Here is a 21,754-nt window from a genome sequence, read left to right as displayed (position 1 = left end):
GCAGTTTAGCCCGGCAGGCCTAGAGCCAGTGGTTCTTGCGGAACCACCAGTACATGCCCAGCATCGATCCGAACATCACCAGAAGCACGACGGGGTAGGCGAACCGCCATGCGAGTTCAGGCATGTACTCGAAGTTCATGCCGTAGACACCGGCGATCATGGTCGGCAGCGCCGCCATGCCGACAACAGCGGAGATCGTGCGCATGTCGGAGTTCTGCTGCATGGAGACCTTGGCCACGGAGGCGTCGAGAAGCGATGAAAGCCGCTCGTCGAATCCGGAGACGTTATCGCTGACGATCATCGCGTTATCCTGCACATCGCGCAAGTACGAGCGAATCGGTTTGCTCAGCAAGTCCTTGTTCAAGGTCAGGCCGGAGCGCAATGCCGGGCCGAGCGGGTCGGTGGCGTGGCGCATCTCCAAGACCTCACGTTTGTACATGTAGATTTTGTCGATGTTGATCAGCTGACGCGGCGTGAAAACCTCGTTCTCGAGTTCGTCGACGTCGCTGGAGAGGAAGGTGGTGACCTTCATATAGTTCTCCACGATATGGTCAGCGACTTTCCATGCGACCGCGGCGGGACCGAGTGATGAAATCTCCTGGTCCTCGATCAGCTCTTGGGTGAGGTTCGGCAGTTGCGTGTCATGGCGGATGGTGATGACGAAGTCGTCGCCAACGAGCATCTGCACCTCGCCGGTCGAAATGATTTCGCGCAAGTCCGAGACTTCCTCGTCGTCTCGGTAGGTGACAGTACGGATGACAAAGAAAAGCTGTTCGCCATAGCGCTCCACCTTCGGACGCTGGTGTGCGGCAACCGCATCCTCCACGATGAGGTCGTGGATGCCGAATTCTTGCGCGACCCGCTCCATCTGGTCGGCGCTCGGCTCGTGCAACGACAGCCACACATAGCCGTTTTCTGCTTCTTTCACGCGCTCCATCGCGGCGGTGTAGTGCATCGATCCCGGCAAGGCTTTGCCTTCGACGAACACGCGGCAGAAATCGACAGAGCGTTCCACCGGGACCGGAACGGGGCGATGGGCCTGCTTCGTCTGCGCCTTGGCTTTATTGCGGGATAGAGGAAGTTTCGGCGGCATAGCGACCCCCTTCTTCACATTCTCGGCGGCAGGGCAGCCGGAGTGTGGGCGGGCATTCGCTTATCGACGAACCCAGCCACCCCGGCTTTGAACTAAACAGATCATACGCCCCGCCCGCGGTGAAACGTGCACCGAGATCCGTGGCCTTGGACACGGTCGCAGGTGCAGCGCATGAAAATGATCAAGTCGCTGCCCGCTGAGCACGCAACTGGGATCAGAGACGCGGCCCCTTCTTTCGGTAGAAATCGAGCAGTGTGTCAGACCCTAGGTTAAGAAGGGCCCTGCGTCGCGCGCGCTGTCGCCTGCGCCGGCGCTCCTCCTTCGATTCCCCGGGCAAGAGCGCTAAGAGCACCAGCCCACCAATGAACGTGAGCACCATGAGAATGACGAACCCGATAAATAACAGGAGGGGAATATCAATGCCCGCCATGCTCCGTCCTTGAGTGAGAGGTAAGAGGTGCCTAGTTCTCGCCGTTGGTGTCACGCAACTCCGAGAACTTCTCGGTGTCGTTGTCAGTCACCTTACCCAAATTCAGCAGGGCAGTGCGCGCGTGCATCTGCTGCAGAGTGGTCGGGAGGTTGTAGCGCTTCGGGGTGAGCGCATTGAGCGTCCACGTGAACATGGACACGATGCGGTTGCGCTTGGACACCAGGAACGACACGTGGACGAGCAGCCACATGATCCAGCCCAGGAAGCCGGCGATTTCAACCTTGCCCATCTTCACAACAGCGTGGAAGCGGCCGACGATCGCCATGGAGCCCTTATCGAAGTAGGAGAACGGCTCGCGCTGGTCCGGCTCCTGATTCTCCTCGACGCCTGCCTTGATCGCCTTCGCGGCGTACTCGCCGGACTGGATAGCCACCTGGGCCACGCCCGGAAGCTTGTCCAGGTTCATCATGTCGCCGACGACGAAGACGTTGCGGTGCTCTCCGACAGAGAGGTCGGCGTTCACCGGGACCTTGCCAGCGCGGTCGACCTCGAGGCCGGCCTGCTCGGCGACGGTCTTGCCCAGCGGGGAAGCGGACACACCAGCGGACCAGATCTTGGTGTAGGAATCGATCGTGGTCTCTTCCTCGGTCTTCATGTCCTTGTAGGTGACCGTGGTCTCGTCGATGTTGGTCACCATCGCATTCAGGCGGACTGTGACGCCCATCTTCTCCAGTTCGCGCTGTGCCTTGCGGCCGAGACGCTTGCCGAACGGCGGGAGCACCTGGGGCGCACCGTCGAGAAGAATGATCTTGGCGCTGGACGGACGGAAGTTGGAGTACTCGTCGCGGAAGCTGCGGTGCGCCATCTCGGCGACCTGGCCTGCGAGCTCGACACCGGTCGGACCTGCCCCGACGATGACGAAGGTGAGCAGGCGCTCACGCTCTTCCGGATCCTCCGTGATCTCGGCGCGCTCGAAGGCGGTGACGAGGCGGGAGCGGATCTCCAGAGCATTGTCCAGAGTCTTCAGACCAGGAGCGAACTCGGCGAAGTGGTCGTTGCCGAAGTAGGACTGGCCGGCACCGGCGGCCACGATGAGGGAGTCGTACTCATAGGTGCGGGTGGACTCGCCCTCTGCGAAGGTGACGGTGTTGGAGTCAAGGTTGATGTCGGTGACGTCGCCGCGGACGATGTCGGTGTTCTTCTGCTTGCCCAGGATCTGGCGGGTCGAGGTAGCGATCTCGCCAGTGGACAGCAGACCCGTGGCCACCTGGTAGAGCAGGGGCGGGAAGAGGTGGAAGTTGGTGCGGCTAATCAACGTGACGTCCACGTCCGCGCCGTCTAGTTCGCGAGCTGCGAAAAGCCCGCCGAAGCCGGAACCGATGATGACGACGTGGTGGCGGTTTCCTGCGGGGCGGTAGGGCTTATCCGACATGTATCTGTACTCCTCTTTGTAGCAATTGCACGCTTATCCGCCTTGAGATCATACGCCCGTTTCTATTCTCCGCGCGACGTGGCTCCCATGAGGCGGGCTGCCGTCGGTCTATGGTAGACGGCGTGTCCGACAACCCCGCGATCCCCATGCACTTAACAACCGTTGATGCTCAGCAGTGGCCGAATATCGCATCAGTGCCCATGGGACGTTTCATGGGTTTGCGCGCCCGCCGGGCGGAGGCCGCTTTCGCGGGAGCGTGCGCACGCGCGGGATTAGAGCTGGACCCCGACAATGAGCCCGATCTCGTCGTTGATCATGCAGAGTTGTTCGACCGGATTGCCGCCAATGGGTGGATCGGCCTTGCTGAGGGGTACATGGCAGGAGAGTGGCGCACGGAAACGCCCGATGCGCTTGTGCATGTCGTGAGCAAGCTGCTGGAAGTCGGGTTCAATCCGAAGACCACGCTGGGCCGAGAGGCGCGTTTCAGCGGGGGCGAGGTGCCACCGGAGCTCGTCGCAAAGTTCTCTGGTGACGGAATGAGCGCATTCGCCGGTCATTTCGCGACGGGCGTGCCCACGATGGAGCGGGTGAGCGTGCCATCACATTCGCCGAGCGCGGGGCGCGGCAAGGAGCCGAAGAATTATTTTGTTTCGGAGACTAACTACAGCGCGCCGCTCGAGACGGAGAAACTCGATCTCGCTGACGCGCAAGCTCGCAGCGTGAGCATGCTTCTCGACGCCGCGGTGGTCCGCCCCGGCACACACCTCGCCGAAGTGCCGTCGTCGGGCGGGGCTGTGGCCATCGCCGCCGCAGGACGCCGCGCCACGGTCGATTCGATCGTCACCGACCCGGCAGTCGTACGCACGTTGCGCGAAAGGTTGACGCTCGGCGGGGCAGAAGACGCCGTTCACCTCAATGTCGTGGAGGGGCTGCCACGGGGCATGGATCGCCGAAAAGCGCGCTACGACGCGGTCGTGTCCGCTGAACACCTCGAGACGATGCCCACGCGCGTTCAAGCGCATTATTTCTCGCTTATTGACGGCCTGTTGGCCCGCTCCGGCCGCGCCGCCCTCCAAACCGTGGTCGCGACGGGGAAGATGACTCCTGCGGCACAGTCTGCGCTGGAATCGTTGCGCGCGTATATCTGGCCGACGCTGAACTATCAGACCGTGGATCAGATCCGGAAGACCGTGGATTCCCGCAGCGGGCTACGTGTCGTCGCGCAGACCCACGCGCCAGATCATCTGGAGTTGTCGCTGAAGCACCAACGGACTGTCTTCCAGAGCCAATTGCGCGAGGCCGCAGCCGACGGTTTTGATGCCGTGTACCGCAGGCTCTGGATGTGGCAGCTCGCGCTACGTGAAGCCATGGCCCATGCCGGCATGCTCGATGTGGTTCAGCTGACCCTCACGCATCGCCATCGCCGCGGTGTGAGGTAGGAGAGGCAGATCCGCACACGCACGTAGCACCGCGCAGGGTCGGGCAGGCACCCCTCAACGTTAATTGACATAATGTACATTATCGGACTGATATAGATAATGCGCAGGCAGCAAGCACTTCTTGCGCCCGCGCCTGAGCGCTAATTCTTCTTTTCGAGCTTCAGTCGGATATTGATCTCGCCATCCTCAGCGATCTTTGCCGCGACGAATTCTGGCGTCTCCACTCCGTAGTCCAGGCGGTTGATCGGCACATCGGCATGGACGATCACATTGTCTCCGGTTCGCAGCGCGTTGAACTCCTGGGTGATGCTGTTCGTTTTACCGTGAATGGTCAGATCTCCAGTGAGCGTCACTGTGCCGGCAGATCCGTCTTCCGGGAGCTGTGACACATCCGCAGGCTCCGTCAATACGAATGTGGATTCCGGATACTTCTCCGTGTGAAGGATATTCCTACGCACATTTTCGTCACGAACATCTTTATCCGTGACGATATTACCCATATTCACGGTCACCTCACCGGCAGTCAATGAGCCGCCTTCAATGGTCATTTCGCCTTCCACTTCTTGTGTGGAGCCCGATGTGGTCCGCTCATCGCCCGGCAGCAATTCGTAGAACGTGAACCCGGCCGATGTCATGTTCTTGCCCGGTTTGGTCGCGACGACCCACTCGCCGTCCACATCGGTCGACGCTGCCTTCGCACCGTCCGCATCAATGCCGTCGGTCTTCACACCTGGGTGCGAAACGAGCGAAATGAACAGCGGCACCAACGCCAACAACGCGAGCACGACGATGACCGCCACGCCGCCGATGACAATGAGTTTCTGGTTGCGCGTGCGCATGAGCATTCCTCTCTGATTGCCTTATTGCAGCCTCTCGAGCTTCTTAGCCATGGTAACCAGCTCGTCACACAGAGACTGAATCTCAGTGTGCTCCGCACCCTCACTCGATGCTGTAGCAATATCCTCGGCAGCGCACCGGAGCTCAAAGAGTCTATCCCGCAAGGATTCCCCGCTAATTGTCCGCGCAGTCCTCTGAACTGGCGATATGGGGTGTCTTTGCTCGTAGGCGCGCTGCTTGCACGAGTCACTGCAATATTTTCGCGGACGACCGCGTCCCGGTGCGAGCTGAATCTCCTTGCTACAGTATTGGCAGGTCGGCGGAGTGTCAGTGTGCTGATTCATGATCGCTGTCGATCATATCCCCACTTAAAGTCGTTGCTGCGGCGCGACAGCCACTCCGCGGAACAAACCACGCGGTCGGCGCGTTAGAGATTATGGCCGTTATACTTTAAGCTCGCGACTGAATTTTCGACGAAGGGATAGATGCAGCATGGCTGATCGGGTGCTACGTGGTAGCCGCATGGGCGCAGTGAGCTACGAAACTGATCGTGACCACGATCTCGCGCCGCGCAGGATGGCAAAATACCGCACCCCGAACGGCGAGATCTATGAGATCCCGTTCGCCGACGATGCCGAGATTCCCGAAGAATGGCCGTGCAAGAACGGCCAGGTGGGCACCCTCGTCGAGGGCGAAGGCGTCGAATCCAAGCCGGTGAAGCCGCCCCGCACCCACTGGGACATGCTCCGTGAACGCCGCAGCCTTGAGGAGCTCGACGAGCTGCTCGAGGAGCGCCTGGAGCAGCTGCGCAAGCGCCGCCGTACCGCAGCGCGCATTGCCAAGGAGCAGAAGGAAGCGCAGGAGAACGCGAAGTAGACGTTCCTTCTTTTCCCCGAAAAGCACAACGCCGGCAGGAGATTTCCTGCCGGTGTTTTCGTGCGTGTGGGTAGGACTAGCCAGGCTTAGTGGCGGTTGTTGATGAAGCGCTGCAGCTCGTACTTGGCAAGCTTGGTGCCCTCTTCAAACAGGTCGCCGGCCACACCTGCAGCGCGAGTGACCTTGCCCGGAATCTTGTTCACGCCGAGCTCGTCGAGCTGGTAGCGGCCCAGACGTCCAAGCTCGCTGGCTACCTCAGAGAGCTGAGTGGAACGACGCTTCCAACCCCACTTGCTGACCTCAGCCAGGGATTCGCCAGCGAAGCTCGCGTCGAGCTTGGACTCGCCGAGCTCGCGGTCAACAAAAGTGATGGGCACTTCGCGCACATCGAAGCCTTCCTGGACGGCGCGGTCAGCGAGGTCGACTTGGAAGATGTAGCCCTTCTTGGACAAGGTGTCCAGGTCGATCGTTTCGAGAACCTCTCGGCGGAATGCGCGGTAGCCGGCGGTCATGTCCGCCACATCGTCGCCGAGTGCCATGGAGATGTACAGGTTGCCGAGCTTCGACAGCAGGTAACGGTTCTTCGGCCAATTGACGGCCTCGCCGCCGTCGACGTAGCGGGAACCGATGACTAGGTCCGCGCCCTCGTCGATTGCCGACAGCAAGCGCACCAGCTGTTCCGGCGCATGTGAGCCATCCGCGTCCATCTGGCACAGGACGTTGTACTCACGCTCGAGCCCCCAGTTGAAGCCCGTGGTGTAGGCGCCCAGCAGGCCGGTCTTCTCTTCGCGGTGAATAACGTTGACGTGGCTGTCCTCAGCGGCCATCTCGTCGGCCTTATCGCCGGTACCGTCGGGAGAATTGTCATCGACGACCAGAATGTCCACGTCCGGGTTCGACTCGCGCACACGACCGATGATCAGAGGCAGGTTTTCCACCTCGTTGTAGGTCGGGATGATCACGAGAGTCGAATCGGTCGATTTCTCTGCCACAGTGTGTCTCCGTTTCCTTCGCCCTGTCTGGGTCACTTAATTGTCGTTGTCAGCCTGCGCGGTGTCCGCCAGCTGCTGGCTCCTGATAGAAGCATACCCGCGCCGTGCACCCACGCTCGCCGCGAGCATGACTGCAATGCCGGCTGCTGCGAGTAGCCACTGGATGAACTGGCCGTAGCGGACGGCGAAAGTGACGGAATCGCGCAGCGGCAGGTCCTCGACCAAGTAGGCGGGGGTGAAGATCTCGGTCTCCTGGGATACGGCGCCGTCGGGATGCACGATGGCGGATGCCCCAGACGTTGCTGATACCACCACTGCCCTGTCGGTCTCGATGGCGCGCATCCGGCTCATCGCCAGCTGCTGGTAGGTCATGTCGGTAAAGCCGAATGTGGCGTTATTCGTCGGCGTCGTCAGAATCTGGGCGCCTGCCTTGACCGCGTCACGGTAGGCAGCGTCGAATGCTACTTCGTAGCAGGTGGCCACGCCGACGACGTGATCGCCCATCCGCACGGTTCCGTCGCCGTCTCCCGGCTTGAAATCGCCCGCCATATCCACGTACGAGGAGAAGATGCGGAAGAAATCCCGCATGGGCATCCACTCGCCGAAAGGCTGCAAGAAACGCTTGTGGTGCATGTCCCCAGCGCCGGTGTCCGGATCGAATACGACAGCGGTGTTGCGGTCGCCGACTTCGTCCTTGGTCAGGGTGCCCACGAGGACGGGTGCATCGACAGTCTCGACCGCCTCAGTGATCAAGTCCCGAGCTTCCCTGTCCCGGAACGGGTTCACGTCGGAGGAATTCTCGGGCCAGAACACCAGATCGGGGTTCTCCCCGCTCGCGCCGAGGTCCTTGGTCACATTGACGTGGTTGGCAAGGACAGCGCGTCGCTGCGCGTTGAAATCCAGGCCCATGCGCGGCACGTTGCCCTGCACCGCGGCGACCTTCACCTCGTCGGTCGTGGGGCCGGGAGTATTCACGCCCAGCCCGGCCAGAACACCGAGACCGATGATGATTCCGGTCGTGGCCGTCGCTGGCGTCTTCTTCAGCCGTTCATCGCCGGCAAAGGACAGCAGGATGGCGCCGAAGGACGCGCCGAGCAGCGCGGTCATGAAGGTCACGAGTGCTGGTCCGCCCCACGGGGCGTAGTTCGCCAACGGACCATTGATCTGACCCCACGCCAGACGCACCCAGGAAAAACCACCGAAGGGGAACGACGAGAGCAAGAATTCCACAGCCGAATAGACGAAGGCGAAAGCGATGAAACCGTAGCGCCAGCGCGCGACAAGAACACCGAACAGGCCCGTCACGATCGACCAGAGTGCAAGGGTGATCGATAGCGCGATCCACGGCAGCGCCCCGACGAATTCGCCGACCCACGGCAGCAGCAAAACATAGGCACAGAAGCCGTGGAGGAAACCGAGCAACGCGCCGAACTTAGCGGGAGGGTGAGAGCCATGACGGATAGCCGGCCACGGTGCGAGCGCGAGGTAGAACAGCGCGATGCCCAAAACGCCCATGAAAGCCAGGCCGTGGGGCTCATACGAGAAATAGACGGCCACGCCGCCGAGTCCCGCTAGCAGAATACGGGCGATTTTCGCGAGCCTCGGCGAGAAACTGGGTGAATCGGTGCGTGCAGCGGTCGTCATTTCTGCGGGTCTCCGAAGTCTTCAGGGCGTGCATTTTCCGACCACTTCGAGATGTCTTCATCGGACGGTTCAGGTTCAGCGTCGATGACGTCAGCACCGTCGCCGAAGGTGCCATAGGAAGCACTGCGGCGTTTCATCGGGGAGGCGTCGTACACCTGGACGCCGAAGTCTTCGATACGTTTCTGCAGGGATTTCGCCAAGGACCGGCGGACGAGCTCGCGCGTGGGTCGCAGAAGCAGCAGCAAGCCGATGACAGAGGTGACGTACCCCGGCAGAATCGCCAGCGCCCAGCCAGCAGCGACGAGCGCGGTGCCGCCGGCGAACTGCCCGACGGACCCGTTACCGGCCTGGGCGCAGGCGAGCTCGGAGCGCAGTGCGGGCGAGGCAGCCAGCGCACCGACGAGCATGAGCGCGAAAATTCCGAAGAGCGCCCAGCCGACGCCAACCAGCTGGCTCACTCCCCAGAACGCGAGTGCTTCGATCAGGAAATACGCGATAATCGGCATGCGCACAGACTACCTGCCGGTGCGGGCTTAACGGGGCATCCGCCGCCAGATCGGGCGTGGCACGCAGCGCATCACCCACGCGAGGAGCTGAAGCCCGCGCGGGATCCACACCGTGCGACTCCCCTTCCCCATTGCCGCGACGACGGCGTCAGCGACCACATCAGGGGTCACCGACAATGGCGCTGGCTTCATGCCCTTGGTCATCGAGCCGATCACGAAACCAGGACGCGCGGTGATCAGCGACAGGTCGGTGCCGTGGAGACGGTCGGCAAGCCCCTGACAGAATGCGTCGAGCCCAGCCTTCGTCGAGCCATACACATAATTCGCTCGCCGGGCACGCCACCCAGCGATGGATGAGAAGGCGAAGATGTGGCCGCGATCCATGACGTCGGCAAGCACTGTCAGCATGCTGACTTGCGCGGCGTAGTCGATGACGGCAATGTGCGCGGCATGCTCTTCGTCGTGCTCTGCGCGCGTCTGATCGCCCAGGATTCCGAAGGCGACGATCGCGTCGGTGATCGGACCCGATTCCGCGGCGCGTTCCACGAGTAGGCGGTGGGATGCGAGATCGGCTGCATCGAATTCGAGCGAGCGCACGCTCGTTGCGCCCGCATCGCGCAATCGCTTATCGACGTCCCCCAGCGCCCCCGTATTCCGTGCCGCCAGCACCACGTGACGGCCGTGGCAGATGCGTTCTGCCACTTCCCCGCCGATATCGCTGGTTCCGCCGAGCAGAAGGACCGTGCCGTGCGTGTTCGTCTGCGAGCTCATGGTGGCCAACTATATGCGGGCGGCTATTTCACGGATGTATTCAGCGGGCGCGCACCGTCGGTGCCGAGCACGACGATGTCCTCGATGCGCATGCCCCACTTCCCGGGAAGGTAGATTCCGGGCTCGATGGAAAACGCCATGCCGGGGGCAAGTTCGGTCTCGTTCCGGGCGATGATGAACGGCTCCTCGTGCAGGGCCATCCCAATGCCGTGGCCGAGACGATGCGTGAAGTATGCGCCATAACCGGCTTCGTTGATGCGGCCTCGGGCGACCGCATCGAGCTCGCCCGCCGTCATACCGGGCCGTGCGGCTGCCACAGCATCGGCCTGCGCCCGACGCAGTGTGTCGTAGGCGCGGGCGAAATCCGCGTCGGCGTTGTCGAAGCCGCCGACGACATAGGTGCGGGTGCAGTCCGAGTGGTAGCCGGCTCCCACGGTTCCGCCGAGGTCCACCACCACTGGATCGCCAACGCGCAGGACGCGGTCAGAATAATCGTGGTGCGGATCGGCGCCATTCGGGCCAGATCCGACGATGATGAAGTCCGTGTGGGAATGCTCGCTCAAGATCAGAGAGTCCAACTCCGCCGCGACGTCACGTTCAGTGCGGCCGGGTTCGAGCAGCCGAGGGACTTCCGCGTGGACGCGATCGATGGCGCGGGCTGCGAATTCAAGCTGGTCGATCTCCTCAGATCCCTTGACCATGAATGCGCCGGCGAGCACGTCGGTGGCCAGCAGGACCTCCCCGCACGTCTGCTGCAGGCGCAGGACGTGGTCCGCGGTAAGCGACGAGCCCACTGCCACGGTGCCGCTGCCGCAGGCGCGTTCCGCAAGAGCATAGGGATTGTCCCCATCGCGCCACGTGACCAGCTCAATACCGTTCATCTCTCCTACCGCGGCCAGGGCGGTTGCATCAGTCGCTGGCGCGAGGAGCTTGGCATGACCAGTTGGCGGCACCACTAACGCGGTGAGCCGCTCGTGGGATGATGTCCACGATCCAGTCAGATACGCCAACTCGGGTCCGGTGCCGATGATCGCGCCACCGAGACCGTGTTCGCGCACTTCCAGCTGCACACGCCTCAAGCGCTGGGCGTAGACATCAGGCGAGAAGATGGTGGGCAGATTCTCTGGCTGGTCTGGATCGGACATGCCTTCATGCTAGATCTTCTCCGCCTACGATCGTGAGCATGTTTCCCGACGCGTTGACACGCATTTCCGCCCGCGGCGCGTATTGCAGCGGCACGCTGCTCGCGCCTGACGTCGTGTTGACCTGCAACCACTTCTTCCGGGAGAACGCCGAGGGCGCGGCTGTTCGCGCGGGAGCGAGAATTCGCACCATCCGCAGTGTCGAGCATGTCGACGGCACAGATATCGCCATTGTCCGCACCCGACCGTTCCCGCATGCTACCAATGGAGAATTTCCCAAGTTGAGTTCATCGCCGGCGCTTGGAACTCCGACGGTCACATTCGGGTACGGCGGACGCGCGAAACGGATGCAGGCCCGCGACGGGAGACTGATCATGCCGCTTCCTGTCGCTATTTCGCGGACGGGTTCGTTCGTGCGGCCAGCTGGCATCATCTTCAACCGGACGCCGGCGATCAAGGGCGATTCCGGTGGACCGGTGCTCGCAGACGGAAAGATCGTCGGCGTGCAATCGCTCATCGTCGACCCCTTCGGGCGCAACTCCCACTTCGCGGTAGTGAATTTCCTTCCCGCAGCGTTGCAACAGCGCCTCGAAGATGAGCTCAGCGACTAGTTGCCGATCGCCACGACACCGCGGCGGATCGCTTCGACCGCGCGGCGGGCGTTGTGCTTGATCTCGTCGGAATAGCCGGTTTGGACGATCTGTTCGAGCAGGTCGATCACTTGGCGGCACCAACGGACGAAATCGCCGGGCGTGAGTTCCGCGCCGGACTCAGCGGCGGCTGCTAGGGCGTAGCCGAGTGGCGCGCCAGCGGCCCACTGGTGAAGCGAGAGGGCGAAACCCGGGTCGGGCATATTCGTTGGAGGAAGGCGGTGACGTTGCTCGTCACTGGCCAACTCGCCGTAGATGCGCTGCGTGGCGTTCATCGCGTCGGCCATCCGATCGGTGGCCGCTTCCGGGTAGCCGCCGGTGGCCTTGCGGTTTTCGAACACGCACATGGACGCCACACCGCCCAGCTCCGCAGGATCCAGCTCGTCCCAGATGCCGCGCTTCAGGCACTGCGCGACAAGCAGGTCGGAGACATTGTGAATGCGTGCGAGGCGCTCGCCTTCTTCGGTGACGGTGGGCTCGCCGTCGACAAGCTCGACGTAGTCCATTTCGGTGAGCAGCCCGATGATGCGCTCGAACATCCGGCCCAGAGTGTCGGTCTGGGTGTCCACGTTCGCCTGTGCTTTCGCAAGGGCACGCTCTTCGCGCACGAGGTCCTCGCCTAGGCGGGCGAGCCGTTCGCGGTCGGCCGCGGGCCAGGAGTGGACGGGGTGGGCGCGGATGGCGTCGCGAAGCTCAAGCGCTTTTTTCGACGTGCGCGACCGCGCGTTTTCCTTCAAATTCTTCGGCGCGCGGAACTTGCCGCGGGTGAGTTCTTGCACGACGCGCCGCGTGTGGCGTCGCGGTTTGTGGGCGATATCGCGCGGCACCTTGATCCGGCCGACGACGACGGGGGCGTTGCCGAACGACGCGGCGTCGATACGCCCGGACCAGCCGCGCTCGGTCGTGATCCACGGGCGCGGATCGTCTTTTCTGCCGGCGGGCGCGACGACGGCAGCGAGCTCCGGGCGGCGCTTGGACGGCAACGCGATGACCTCACCGACCTGAAGGCGGCCAAGAATTTTCTGGATTTCCTTGTGGCGCTCCTCGATGGAATTCTTCTTCGCGCGCTTCTCCTCGTCGGCGAGGTCGCGGCGCAACCGCGTGTAATCGACGAGATCTGCAGCAATATCGCCGTCAGAGTCGCCGAAGCCGAGCTCGGCCACAGCGGCGTCGAGTTCGGCGCGCAGCTTATCGACGCTGCCTTTCTGCCGCTCGATCTTCCGCACTTCCCCGACGACGCTGCGGTCGGTCTGGAACTGGGCGAACGACTTCTCGATCAACCTGATCGAGTCTTCAAAGCCGTTCATCTGCAGCATATTGATCGCCATGTTGTAGCCGGGCGTGAACAGCGAGATGAGCGGATACGTGCGTGTGGAGGCGAGCCCTGCGACCTGGCGCGGATCCATCGCTGGTGCCCACTGTACGACGGCGTTGCCGATCGAATCGATACCGCGTCGGCCCGCACGGCCCGTGAGCTGTGTGTACTGACCCGGCGTGAGGTCGACGTGGGCGTCGCCGTTGAATTTGACCATCTTCTCCAGCACGACCGTGCGCGCCGGCATATTGATGCCCAGCGCGAGCGTTTCCGTGGCGAAGACGACGCGAACGAGGCCTTCCACGAAGAGCTGCTCCACAATGTGCTTGAACGCCGGCAGCATGCCCGCATGGTGCGCCGCGAAACCGCGCGACCACGCAGTGCGCAACTGGCGGTAATTGAGGACGTCGAGGTCTTCTTCGGGAATGCCTTCCACGCCCTCATCGGCGATCTGTTTGATGCGGTCCGCTTCCTCCGGAGTGGTCAGCTCTTTGCGGGAGCGCAGGCACTGGAAGAGCGCACCGTCGCAGCCAGCGCGGGAGAAGATGAATACGATCGCCGGGAGCATGTCCCGGCCTTTGAGCGCCTCCACAACCTCCGGGCGGCCCACCGGGCGGACGCGGTCCTGCGAGCGCTTCCCGCCGCTTCGGCGACCACCCGAGCGGGAACGGAAACCGCGACCTTCCTCGAAATCGCGGCGGCCTTCGTCGGCGCCGGTCTCGATGCGCTCGATCGTGCGCTCCAGATCACGGTTCACCTTGTCCGAACCGGGCTCGAACAGCGGCATGATTTTGCGCTGCACCATCATGAACTGGTTCAGCGGAACGGGGCGCTTCTCGGACACGATCACATCGGTGTCACCGCGGACCTCGTCGAGCCATTCGCCGAATTCCTCCGAATTGGACACGGTCGCCGACAGACCGATGATCCGTGCAGATTCGTCGAGGTTGAGGATGATCTCCTCCCACACGGCGCCGCGGTCGCGGTCGGCCAGGTAGTGGATCTCGTCCATCACCACGTGCGAGAGACGGTCCAGTGCGGGCGATTCGGCGTAGATCATGTTGCGCAGGACCTCAGTGGTCATCACAACGATCTCGGCATTGCCGTTGATGCTGCTGTCGCCGGTGAGCAGGCCGACGGCATCCTCGCCGTGTTCATTGACAAGGTCGTGGTACTTCTGGTTGCTCAGCGCCTTGATCGGCGTGGTGTAAAAGCATTTCGTGCCGCGCGAGAGCGCCAGAGACACGGCGAATTCGCCGACGACGGTCTTGCCGGAGCCAGTCGGCGCGCACACGAGCACGCCGCGGTCGGCCTCGACGGCCTCGCACGCCTCGATCTGGAAATCGTCGAGGGGAAACGGTTTGCTCGCGCGGAACTCATCGAGGTGCATGCCCACCACCCTAACCTAAAGGTCAGAGCACGTCGTCGAAGAAGTTCGGCGTATCAGCACGCCCGCTTATCGACGTCGCCCCATAGCCTCCGTCCGCTGCTTCCGCGTCAGTGCGAATCGGTGCCGGTCGGTCGATCGTGCTTGCCGTACCCAGGCCAGAGGCGGCACCGATTGGGGCGGGCGCTTCGATGGGGCCAGAGGCTTCTTCGTCGTCAAGCGATGCCCACTCACTTGTCTGTCTGCCCGCGCGCTTATCGTGAATGCGGCAGAACTGGAAAGCCAACTCAACGAGCAGAGACAGCGACAGCGCAAGGACGATCATCGAGAACGGGTCCTGGCCCGGGGTGATCACCGCAGCGAAAATGAACAGCGCCACGATGATGATGCGGCGCTTGTCCTTGACTTGGTCGTAGCGCAAAAGACCCGCCAGGTTGAGCATGATGACCACGAGCGGAACCTCGAAGCTCACGCCGAAGATCACGATCAGCGCCAGAACGAAGTTGTAGTAGAGCTGACCTGACAGTGCGGCGATCTGATACTCCTTGCCGATCGACATAAGGAGCTCCAGGCCCTGGTCGACGATGAAATACGCGATCACCGCGCCGGCGACAAATAGCGTGACGGCAAGGCTGACGAAGCTCAAGGTCCAGCGGCGTTCGTTCTTGTGCAGGCCTGGCGTGATGAACGCCCAGATCTGGTACAGCCACACAGGCGAAGCAAAGACCAGCCCCGCCAAGAAGCCGACCTTCATGCGCAACATGAACATCTCGAACGGTGTCGTTGCGATGAGACGGCACGAACCGTCGGAGGTCAGATCAGCGCGCAGTTCAGGCGGCAGTGAACAATAGGGTCGCCGAATGATCTCGCCGAGCGGCATGACTGGACCAGGCGCCCACTGGTACCAGATGAAGCCGAGGATGGTGCCTGCTAGGACCGCCAGCAGCGAGACGACCACGCGGCGGCGCAGCTCCTGGAGGTGCTCCGTGAGCGACATGATGCCCTGCGGATCACGTTTCCCCCGCAGTTTGGGGCCCTTCCGCGCCCGTTTCGAGCGTGTGGTTGAAACCTGTTGTCCCACGGGGCGCGCTTAGGCGTTCGGGGTCGTGCCCGGCTGGTTCGGCTGCTGCTGGTTCTGCGGCTGGTTCCAGAATCCCTGCTCGACACTCTGCTGGGCCTGGTTAGACGGGTTCTGGGTGATCTCGCGCGGCTGCTGGTTCTGCGGTGCATCGGCCGTCGCAGTCGCTGCACCTGTGCCCTGCTGCTTACCGTCGTTCTGCATCTCATTGACCTCGGACTTGAAGATGCGGGCGGAACGGCCCACCGAGCGGGCGAGCTCAGGCAGCTTCGTAGCGCCGAAGAGAAGCAGGACAACGAAGACGACGAGGAGAATTTCCCATGGGCCAACACTCATTGGAGTTCCTTTCGGAGATTTTAAATCTGCTCGGGCGAGCGCGAGGGCGCGTCTATTAAGCCTTAAGCATAACGCTCGAGACCCGCAGATCCGGCAGCGGCGAGCGCTTCTGCGATATGCGGGGGTGAAACCACTCGCACACGGTCGGCTTGGCTCAGGCAGAACCGGATCAGCCAGTCGTCGCTGCCATACGGCATTGTCGCAGCGACCCAGCCGTCTTCTTCCTCGCTGCCGAGCTCAATCTGCCAGTAGTCCGCCAGCCACGTGGCCTCGGTGGCAATCTGCAGCTCTGCTACGTTCGCCTGGCGGAAACCGAAGGGGTCATCGGCGTCGTAGGTGACCTTGGGTGCGGGGGTCGACGGGGCGTCGAGAAGCGTCGCGTCATGGATGCGGTCCAACCGGAACGTCTTCGGGTCGCCGTATTCGAACGCGGAGAGGTAGGTGTTGCCGTCGCGGTGGAACAGACCCATAGGCGATACGGTGCGTGTGCGCAGCGTGTCCGAGGTCGCGGAGTAGTACGTGAGCTCCAGCATGCGGCGCTGCGATAGTGCCTGCGACACGATCGCTTCCGGTCCGGATGTCTGCGGCTGCTCCGCATCGGGCACGCCTTGAGAGCGCATCACGTCGCGCAATTTTTGCGCCGCCGAATTCACCGCGCGCTGATCCACCAGCCCCGGCATGGTCTCCAACGATTCGAGGGTGAGAAGCAGAGCATTCGCCTCGGTCGGCGTGAGCCGCAGCGGGGTGTTCAGGCCCTGGTCGTCGATCACGGTCACACCGGTCCACTCGGCGGCGAGATCGATCAGCTCACCGGGACCGCTGCCCACACCGGACATCTGCAGACGGCGCAGGTCATCCATCACCTCAGCCGGCGAATGACCGAGGTCGCGGGCAATCTCCATCGGCGTGGCCTGCGGGTGCTTGTGCAGGTACGGAATCAGATTCAGCGCCCGCACCAGCGCCGCCAGCTTCTCCGGGCTGTCTTTTCTCGCCTCAGCCATGAGCACTCTCCCCTCCTCCTGCTGCTGCGCGCAAGAGCGACACGACATCAGCGCGAACATCTTCTGGTTCCAGCACCACTGCATCGGGTGCAAAGCTCGCTGCCGTGCGCACGAGCCAGTCGCGTTCGACGTTGTGAAGCGCTACGGTGCCGTCGTCAAGCAATGTGCCCGCGTTGACCAGCTCGTGCGCGGTGCCATCCTCGACGCTAATGATCGCGTCCACGACTGGGCCGCGCAACGAATCTTCGACGACCTGCTGCAACGGGCGGTCCGGGTGGTGGAAGTCGCTGGCTTGGACCTTGCGGATATCGGTCACGCGCACAGCGCGGAAACTCCGCTCGGCACCGCGCTCCACGTCGAATCCAACGACATAGGCGCGGTTGTTCAGGGCGACGATCCCCCACGGGTCCATCGTGCGTGTCTGGGGCTCCGCGGTCGGCGATGGACGGTAGGTGAACCGCATGCGCGTATTTGAACGGACACACGCGGTGACTGCGGTGACGGTATCGGCGTCGAGCCGCGAAATATCGTTGTCCAGCGCGGCGATCGGCGGGGCATCGAATGTGCGGGTTGCGCCTCCTGCGGCGATCTTCGTCCACCCGGAACGCGCGAAGGCGCCCAAGCTTCCTGCCGTACCGAGGTCGCCAGCGAGGCCGAGCACGAACGCCTCCTCGTCGGTGAATGTGATCGGCGGGAGCTCGTAGACATCCTTGTCCACCCAGATAAGGCCGTTTTCCATGCGGGCGGGAACGCCGGCGCGGCGCAGTGAGCGCACATCGCGGGCGAGCATTCGCGTCAGCGCGATATCGGTGCGATCCTTATAACCATCGACGTGGGTGCGCACCCATTCGTATTCGCGCGGTTTGGCGGAGCCGAGCAAAGCGAAGGTGAGGTTGGTCAGCCTCTCGATCACATCTGCATGTCCCGGCGTCTCAGCCACGGATCCCTCCCTGCGCGTCGTTCAAATGCTCGCGGTTAGTCTCCATATAGCTAAGCAGATCGTTGACGCGCGCGTCGGACGTGGCGAATGGATCCTGCAGGTCCACGGTCTGCGGCTCCGGGCGGTCGACTTTGAGGTGCACCCAGTCCACCGTGTAGCGGGCGCCGAGCTCCCGCGCTTTCGCCAGGAATTCTGCGCGCATGGCGGCGCGCGTTGTCTGCGGCGCACTAGTGGCGGCCTGCGCGATCGCCTCGTCGGTGGTCCACCGCTTCACCATGCCCTTGCGCTGGAGCAGGTAGAACAGTCCGCGGTCGCGATTGATGTCGTGGTAGGCCAAGTCGATCTGTGCGAGCTTCGGGTGACTCCAGTCCCCGCCGAGGCGCGCGCGGTAGCGCTCCAACAGGTCGCGTTTGATCACCCAGTCGATCTCGCCGGCCACAGGTTGGAAATCCTGGCTTTCGACGCAGTCGAGCACCCTGCCCCACAGCTCGACTACCCGGGCGAGTTCGTGGTTGGGTGTTCCCTCATCGGGGCGTTGCTCAAGCCATTTCCCGGCCGCGGTGTGCACGGCGCGCTGGACCCCCAATGCCGTGACGGTGGAACCGTCCTTGAGTTCGAGCGGAGTCTGGCCGGTCGGGTCGAGGGCGATCTCCTTGATGTGCGCGATCGGGTCAGCGACATCGAAAGCGGGCATCTCCCAGTCCGCTTCAAGCATCTCGATGACCAGTTGCGCCGACCCCACCTTCAAAGCGAATGTCGGCTCCGCCATATTCGAATCGCCCACAATGACGTGCATGCGGCGGAACCGGCTGGAGTCGCCGTGCGGCTCGTCGCGGGTATTGATGATCGGCCGCGTCCTCGTTGTCGCCGACGACACACCCTCCCAGACCTGGTCCGCTCGCTGCGACAGCGCGAACTGTCCGTCTTTGGTGATCATGCCCGCGCCGCACAAGAGCTGGCGGGTGATCAAAAAAGGCAGAAGGCGCTTACCGAAGTGCTTGAGCGACAGCTCGCGGCTGATCAAGTAGTTCTCGTGTGTGCCGTAGGAATTGCCGGCGGAGTCGACATTGTTCTTGAACAAATAGACATCCCCGCCGATACCTTCGGCAGCGAGCGCCTCTTGTGCCTGCACGGCGAGCTCGTTGAAGAGCAGCTCGCCGGCCTTGTCGTGGTTGAGCAGCTGCGTCAGCGAGTCGCACTCGGCCGTCGCGTACTCCGGGTGCGCACCGACGTCGAGATAGAGCCGCGCGGCATTGTCCGTGAAGATATTCGTGCTCTTGTACTGCGCCACGACCGGGCGGAACAGGTACCGCGCGATCTCTTCCGGCCGCAGGACCGCTGCGCCGTCGCGGGTGGCAGTGAGACCGAATTCGGTCTCGATACCCATGATGCGGCGCGGGTACACCGCCACTACTGGCCGCCCTTCTGGACGTAGGAGCGGACGAATTCCTCGGCGTTCGTGTCCAGCAGCGCGTCGATCTCGTCGAGCAGGTCGTCGGTGCCGGTCGTGTTCACGTTGACCTGGCCAGCGTTCTGCGCGCCGCCCGGTTCGCTTTCGCCGTTATCGCCGCCGCCGGAAATATTGATCTGATCCTGTGCCATACCTCTACCCTACTTTCCGTCCACGAGCGCAGCGACGAGGTCGTCCACGCTATCCGCACGGTCGAGCAGCTCCCCGACTTCCTCACGCGTGAATTCGTCCACTGCATTCAACGCCACGGTCCGCGGGCCCTGCGCAGTCTCGAATTGGATCGACTGCCAACTAGAGGCGATCACGTCCTCGCCGAATTCGGCTGCGACGCGTCCCCGGAAATACGCCCGCGAATTCTCCGGCGGGTGCGCCGCGGCGTGCGCGATCTCCTCCTCGGTCGCCAGCGTGCGCATCCGTCCGGCACGCACGAGCGCGTGGTACAGCGACTTCGCCGGATCAATATCCGCGTACTGCAGATCCACCGCCTTCAACTTGGCGTCGCTCCACGGCACACCGCGGTCAACATAGCCCTTGATCAGCGCATATTTCGCGGTCCAATCCAACCTGTCCGCCGTCGACAACGGGTCGCGCTCAAGGTCGCTGAGCACCTCGTCCCACAGCTCGAGCACACGCTTATCGACGCTCCCCTGCTCCCCTTCCCCACCGCTTACCCTGCGCAGATACTCGCGCTGGAGGGCGATGGGGGTGAGGCAGCGGCCGTCGCTAAGCGAAAGCTCGTGGCCAAGCGTGAGATCGCGCGATGTGGCCTTGAGCTCGGCGACCGGGTTTTTCAAGCGCAGGTCGCTGAAATCAACGCCATTTTCGATCGCGTCGAGGACGAGCTTCGTGGTGCCGATTTTCAGGAAATTCGCGTAGTGCGACATGTTGGCATCGCCGATGATGACATGCAGTCGGCCGAACTGCGTCGCATCCGCATGTGGCTCGTCGCGCGTGTTGATGATGCCGCGGTTCAGCGTCGTCTCCAGCGAAACCTCCTGGAAGAAATAGTCTGCACGCTGCGAGATCTGGAAACCGTCCTGCTCGCCTTCCTCACCGATGCCCACGCGCCCGGCACCCGCGAAAATCTGCCGGGTGACGAAGAACGGGATGAGCCCCGCCGCGATCGTCTCGAACGGCGTGTACCTCGAGTACTGGTAGTTCTCGTGCGAACCGTACGAAGCTCCCTTGCCATCGACGTTGTTCTTGTAGAGCTTCAGCGGCGGGCACGGGTCGTGGCCCTCGAGCACGCTGACGCCCTCGTTATAAAGCTGCGCGACACGCTCCGCTGCCTGGCGCAGGATGAGGTCCCCCGCCGCGTCGTACACCATCGCGTTGTACGCGTCCGCGACCTCCGGCGAGGAGTATTCCGGGTGCGCGTGGTCCACATAGAACCGCGCCCCGTTGGACGTGACCACATTCGCCACCCCGATCGCGTTCGGCGCGACCACCGGGACCGTGTGGTAGCGCTTCAAATCGAAACCGCGGCTGTCTTTGAGCGGGTGCTCGGCCTGGTAATCCCAGCGAGCGCGGGCCGCCGTATTCATCGCCGCATACGCCACCACCGCGTGCGTCGAGCTCACGATCGGGCTCAACGCCAGATCGTCCGGCGTGGTGATCCCGTATTCCGTCTCCGTGCCCATGAAACGCGTCATGGTCTTCGAGCCTAGCGGGTCATATTCTCCACGGTTCTGCCGGATCGTTGGTCCCCTCATACGCTGTTGCCGACGGAACCGAGGCTTCAGGCTTTGCGGCACTCACACCCCCATTCCTCCCATCAGCACATGTGGGTTCCATTGCATCCCATTTTGGGATACATTCCGGTATATGAGTTCAACGACCAGGCAAATCTCCCTCCGTATCTCTGAGCCGCTTGTGAACGCGATGGACGAAGCAGTCAAGTCCGGACTGGCGAAGAGTCGGGCCGAGCTTGTCGACGGAGCAGTGGAGCGCGAACTCCGCCGCCTCATCACCCTGCGGGATCTTGAGACCATTGCTGCACATCCCGACCCCGAAATCGACTTCATCGTCAACGCAGTGAAGGGACGTGTTCGCTTTGACGATTGACGCGGGCAATAAGCCAAATGCCTACGAGCGCCGCGAGATCAGGATGGTCAGACTGGATAAAGTCCGCCCAGCAGTGATCCTCACGCGCCAATTGGCAGTGGGCCGCTTGTCCACTGTCACCGTCCTGCCCGTCACATCGACGATTCGGGAATTGGCCACCGAGGTCGTTCTTGACGAAGCTAATGGGCTCGACCACGTCAGCGTTGCCAACACCGACAACGTGATGACCGTCCCCAAAGATGACGTTCTTCAGCACATCGGCTACCTATCATTCGCCCAGGAGAAACAGCTCGCATCCGCACTCGCTTTCGCGTTCAACCTCGAAATGAGGCTCTGATCTGGAGCGCCGA

22 protein-coding genes are annotated in these 21,754 nt (G+C 62.7%); 5 read left to right on the top strand and 17 right to left on the bottom strand.

The window, feature by feature from the left end:
• Positions 1-19: 19 nt before the first annotated feature.
• Positions 20-1,093 carry a magnesium and cobalt transport protein CorA gene (locus M3G19_RS01230; RefSeq protein ID WP_259900035.1) on the bottom strand — a complete coding sequence of 358 codons (1,074 nt, stop codon included), beginning with the start codon at positions 1,091-1,093 and terminating at the stop codon, positions 20-22.
• Positions 1,094-1,554: 461 nt separating this feature from the next.
• Positions 1,555-2,955 (bottom strand): NAD(P)/FAD-dependent oxidoreductase, encoded by a 1,401-nt coding sequence (locus tag M3G19_RS01225; protein WP_259900034.1) that lies wholly within the window; start codon positions 2,953-2,955, stop codon positions 1,555-1,557.
• 122 nt (positions 2,956-3,077) lie between these two features.
• Between M3G19_RS01225 and M3G19_RS01220 the strand changes: the two genes are divergently transcribed.
• On the top strand, positions 3,078-4,394 hold the full coding sequence (locus M3G19_RS01220) for a cyclopropane-fatty-acyl-phospholipid synthase family protein (protein ID WP_259900033.1): 1,317 nt from the start codon (positions 3,078-3,080) through the stop codon (positions 4,392-4,394).
• Positions 4,395-4,534: 140 nt separating this feature from the next.
• Here the strand turns inward: M3G19_RS01220 and M3G19_RS01215 are convergent, their stop codons facing one another.
• Entirely contained in the window at positions 4,535-5,233 is a 699-nt protein-coding gene (locus M3G19_RS01215) for a YceI family protein (protein ID WP_259900031.1), read from the bottom strand.
• A gap of 21 nt (positions 5,234-5,254) precedes the next feature.
• Positions 5,255-5,575, bottom strand: coding sequence for a hypothetical protein (locus M3G19_RS01210; RefSeq protein ID WP_259900026.1), 321 nt, complete (start codon positions 5,573-5,575; stop codon positions 5,255-5,257).
• A 148-nt stretch (positions 5,576-5,723) separates the two neighbouring features.
• Between M3G19_RS01210 and M3G19_RS01205 the strand changes: the two genes are divergently transcribed.
• Positions 5,724-6,107, top strand: a complete 384-nt coding sequence (locus tag M3G19_RS01205) for an RNA polymerase-binding protein RbpA (protein ID WP_259900025.1) — start codon at positions 5,724-5,726, stop codon at positions 6,105-6,107.
• Positions 6,108-6,193: 86 nt separating this feature from the next.
• Here M3G19_RS01205 and M3G19_RS01200 read toward each other — a convergent pair whose 3' ends face one another.
• From M3G19_RS01200 to M3G19_RS01180, 5 genes are read right to left on the bottom strand one after another with little or no spacing between them, the layout of a single operon-like run.
• Positions 6,194-7,099: a polyprenol monophosphomannose synthase gene (locus tag M3G19_RS01200; RefSeq protein ID WP_259900023.1), complete on the bottom strand. Its 906-nt coding sequence runs from the start codon at positions 7,097-7,099 to the stop codon at positions 6,194-6,196.
• A gap of 36 nt (positions 7,100-7,135) precedes the next feature.
• Entirely contained in the window at positions 7,136-8,743 is a 1,608-nt protein-coding gene (gene lnt, locus M3G19_RS01195) for an apolipoprotein N-acyltransferase (protein ID WP_259900022.1), read from the bottom strand.
• Entirely contained in the window at positions 8,740-9,249 is a 510-nt protein-coding gene (locus M3G19_RS01190) for an FxsA family protein (RefSeq protein ID WP_259900021.1), read from the bottom strand. Before M3G19_RS01190 ends, lnt begins: the two co-directional genes overlap by 4 nt.
• Positions 9,250-9,276: 27 nt before the next feature.
• Complete coding sequence (locus M3G19_RS01185) at positions 9,277-10,020, bottom strand: SDR family oxidoreductase (RefSeq protein ID WP_259900019.1); 744 nt, start codon at positions 10,018-10,020, stop codon at positions 9,277-9,279.
• A 23-nt stretch (positions 10,021-10,043) separates the two neighbouring features.
• Positions 10,044-11,165, bottom strand: a complete 1,122-nt coding sequence (locus M3G19_RS01180) for a Xaa-Pro peptidase family protein (RefSeq protein ID WP_259900017.1) — start codon at positions 11,163-11,165, stop codon at positions 10,044-10,046.
• Positions 11,166-11,203: 38 nt separating this feature from the next.
• On the opposite strand from M3G19_RS01180, the gene M3G19_RS01175 reads away from it, so the two are divergent.
• Entirely contained in the window at positions 11,204-11,773 is a 570-nt protein-coding gene (locus M3G19_RS01175; protein ID WP_259900015.1) for a serine protease, read from the top strand.
• On the opposite strand, the gene M3G19_RS01170 is transcribed toward M3G19_RS01175, so the two are convergent.
• The 8 genes from M3G19_RS01170 to dop all read right to left on the bottom strand — a co-directional run bounded on the left by M3G19_RS01170 (position 11,770) and on the right by dop (position 20,992).
• Positions 11,770-14,517: a DEAD/DEAH box helicase gene (locus tag M3G19_RS01170; protein ID WP_396121725.1), complete on the bottom strand. Its 2,748-nt coding sequence runs from the start codon at positions 14,515-14,517 to the stop codon at positions 11,770-11,772. The two genes, M3G19_RS01175 and M3G19_RS01170, sit on opposite strands and share 4 nt — an antisense overlap.
• Before the next feature lie 22 nt (positions 14,518-14,539).
• Positions 14,540-15,511 (bottom strand): twin-arginine translocase subunit TatC, encoded by a 972-nt coding sequence (gene tatC / locus M3G19_RS01165; RefSeq protein WP_259900004.1) that lies wholly within the window; start codon positions 15,509-15,511, stop codon positions 14,540-14,542.
• Positions 15,512-15,604: 93 nt separating this feature from the next.
• On the bottom strand, positions 15,605-15,928 hold the full coding sequence (gene tatA / locus M3G19_RS01160; RefSeq protein WP_259900002.1) for a Sec-independent protein translocase subunit TatA: 324 nt from the start codon (positions 15,926-15,928) through the stop codon (positions 15,605-15,607).
• 62 nt (positions 15,929-15,990) lie between these two features.
• Positions 15,991-16,929: a YafY family protein gene (locus M3G19_RS01155; protein ID WP_259900001.1), complete on the bottom strand. Its 939-nt coding sequence runs from the start codon at positions 16,927-16,929 to the stop codon at positions 15,991-15,993.
• Positions 16,922-17,869 (bottom strand): YafY family protein, encoded by a 948-nt coding sequence (locus M3G19_RS01150; RefSeq protein ID WP_259900000.1) that lies wholly within the window; start codon positions 17,867-17,869, stop codon positions 16,922-16,924. Before M3G19_RS01150 ends, M3G19_RS01155 begins: the two co-directional genes overlap by 8 nt.
• Entirely contained in the window at positions 17,862-19,256 is a 1,395-nt protein-coding gene (gene pafA / locus M3G19_RS01145) for a Pup--protein ligase (protein ID WP_259900230.1), read from the bottom strand. The genes M3G19_RS01150 and pafA overlap by 8 nt, the downstream gene beginning before the upstream one ends.
• A 23-nt stretch (positions 19,257-19,279) precedes the next feature.
• Positions 19,280-19,471, bottom strand: coding sequence for a ubiquitin-like protein Pup (locus tag M3G19_RS01140; protein ID WP_259899999.1), 192 nt, complete (start codon positions 19,469-19,471; stop codon positions 19,280-19,282).
• Positions 19,472-19,480: 9 nt separating this feature from the next.
• Positions 19,481-20,992, bottom strand: coding sequence for a depupylase/deamidase Dop (dop, locus tag M3G19_RS01135; protein ID WP_259899996.1), 1,512 nt, complete (start codon positions 20,990-20,992; stop codon positions 19,481-19,483).
• Between the two features lie 172 nt (positions 20,993-21,164).
• On the opposite strand from dop, the gene M3G19_RS01130 reads away from it, so the two are divergent.
• Together M3G19_RS01130 and M3G19_RS01125 are read left to right on the top strand one after the other, a co-directional pair.
• A complete protein-coding gene (locus M3G19_RS01130; protein ID WP_259899993.1) occupies positions 21,165-21,404 on the top strand; it encodes a ribbon-helix-helix domain-containing protein in 240 nt (79 codons plus the stop codon).
• Positions 21,394-21,741, top strand: a complete 348-nt coding sequence (locus M3G19_RS01125) for a type II toxin-antitoxin system PemK/MazF family toxin (RefSeq protein WP_259899991.1) — start codon at positions 21,394-21,396, stop codon at positions 21,739-21,741. The genes M3G19_RS01130 and M3G19_RS01125 overlap by 11 nt, the downstream gene beginning before the upstream one ends.
• The last annotated feature ends 13 nt before the right edge of the window (positions 21,742-21,754 follow it).

It is taken from the genome of Corynebacterium sp. p3-SID1194 (assembly GCF_025144155.1).
Classification (GTDB): domain Bacteria; phylum Actinomycetota; class Actinomycetes; order Mycobacteriales; family Mycobacteriaceae; genus Corynebacterium.
The sequence above is the reverse complement of the archived record's forward strand: the minus strand, read 5'-3'. Positions and strand labels throughout refer to the sequence as shown.

Excerpts from the sequence above, each read along its gene's own strand:
- M3G19_RS01230 (WP_259900035.1), bottom strand. The coding sequence starts at position 1,093 with ATGCCGCCGAAACTTCCTCTATCCCGCAATAAAGCCAAGGCGCAGACG.
- M3G19_RS01225 (WP_259900034.1), bottom strand. The coding sequence starts at position 2,955 with ATGTCGGATAAGCCCTACCGCCCCGCAGGAAACCGCCACCACGTCGTC.
- M3G19_RS01215 (WP_259900031.1), bottom strand. The coding sequence starts at position 5,233 with ATGCGCACGCGCAACCAGAAACTCATTGTCATCGGCGGCGTGGCGGTC.
- M3G19_RS01210 (WP_259900026.1), bottom strand. The coding sequence starts at position 5,575 with ATGAATCAGCACACTGACACTCCGCCGACCTGCCAATACTGTAGCAAG.
- M3G19_RS01205 (WP_259900025.1), top strand. The coding sequence starts at position 5,724 with ATGGCTGATCGGGTGCTACGTGGTAGCCGCATGGGCGCAGTGAGCTAC.
- lnt (WP_259900022.1), bottom strand. The coding sequence starts at position 8,743 with ATGACGACCGCTGCACGCACCGATTCACCCAGTTTCTCGCCGAGGCTC.
- M3G19_RS01190 (WP_259900021.1), bottom strand. The coding sequence starts at position 9,249 with ATGCCGATTATCGCGTATTTCCTGATCGAAGCACTCGCGTTCTGGGGA.
- M3G19_RS01185 (WP_259900019.1), bottom strand. The coding sequence starts at position 10,020 with ATGAGCTCGCAGACGAACACGCACGGCACGGTCCTTCTGCTCGGCGGA.
- M3G19_RS01180 (WP_259900017.1), bottom strand. The coding sequence starts at position 11,165 with ATGTCCGATCCAGACCAGCCAGAGAATCTGCCCACCATCTTCTCGCCT.
- M3G19_RS01175 (WP_259900015.1), top strand. The coding sequence starts at position 11,204 with ATGTTTCCCGACGCGTTGACACGCATTTCCGCCCGCGGCGCGTATTGC.
- M3G19_RS01170 (WP_396121725.1), bottom strand. The coding sequence starts at position 14,517 with ATGCACCTCGATGAGTTCCGCGCGAGCAAACCGTTTCCCCTCGACGAT.
- tatC (WP_259900004.1), bottom strand. The coding sequence starts at position 15,511 with ATGTCGCTCACGGAGCACCTCCAGGAGCTGCGCCGCCGCGTGGTCGTC.
- tatA (WP_259900002.1), bottom strand. The coding sequence starts at position 15,928 with ATGAGTGTTGGCCCATGGGAAATTCTCCTCGTCGTCTTCGTTGTCCTG.
- M3G19_RS01155 (WP_259900001.1), bottom strand. The coding sequence starts at position 16,929 with ATGGCTGAGGCGAGAAAAGACAGCCCGGAGAAGCTGGCGGCGCTGGTG.
- pafA (WP_259900230.1), bottom strand. The coding sequence starts at position 19,256 with ATGGGTATCGAGACCGAATTCGGTCTCACTGCCACCCGCGACGGCGCA.
- M3G19_RS01140 (WP_259899999.1), bottom strand. The coding sequence starts at position 19,471 with ATGGCACAGGATCAGATCAATATTTCCGGCGGCGGCGATAACGGCGAA.
- dop (WP_259899996.1), bottom strand. The coding sequence starts at position 20,992 with ATGACGCGTTTCATGGGCACGGAGACGGAATACGGGATCACCACGCCG.
- M3G19_RS01130 (WP_259899993.1), top strand. The coding sequence starts at position 21,165 with ATGAGTTCAACGACCAGGCAAATCTCCCTCCGTATCTCTGAGCCGCTT.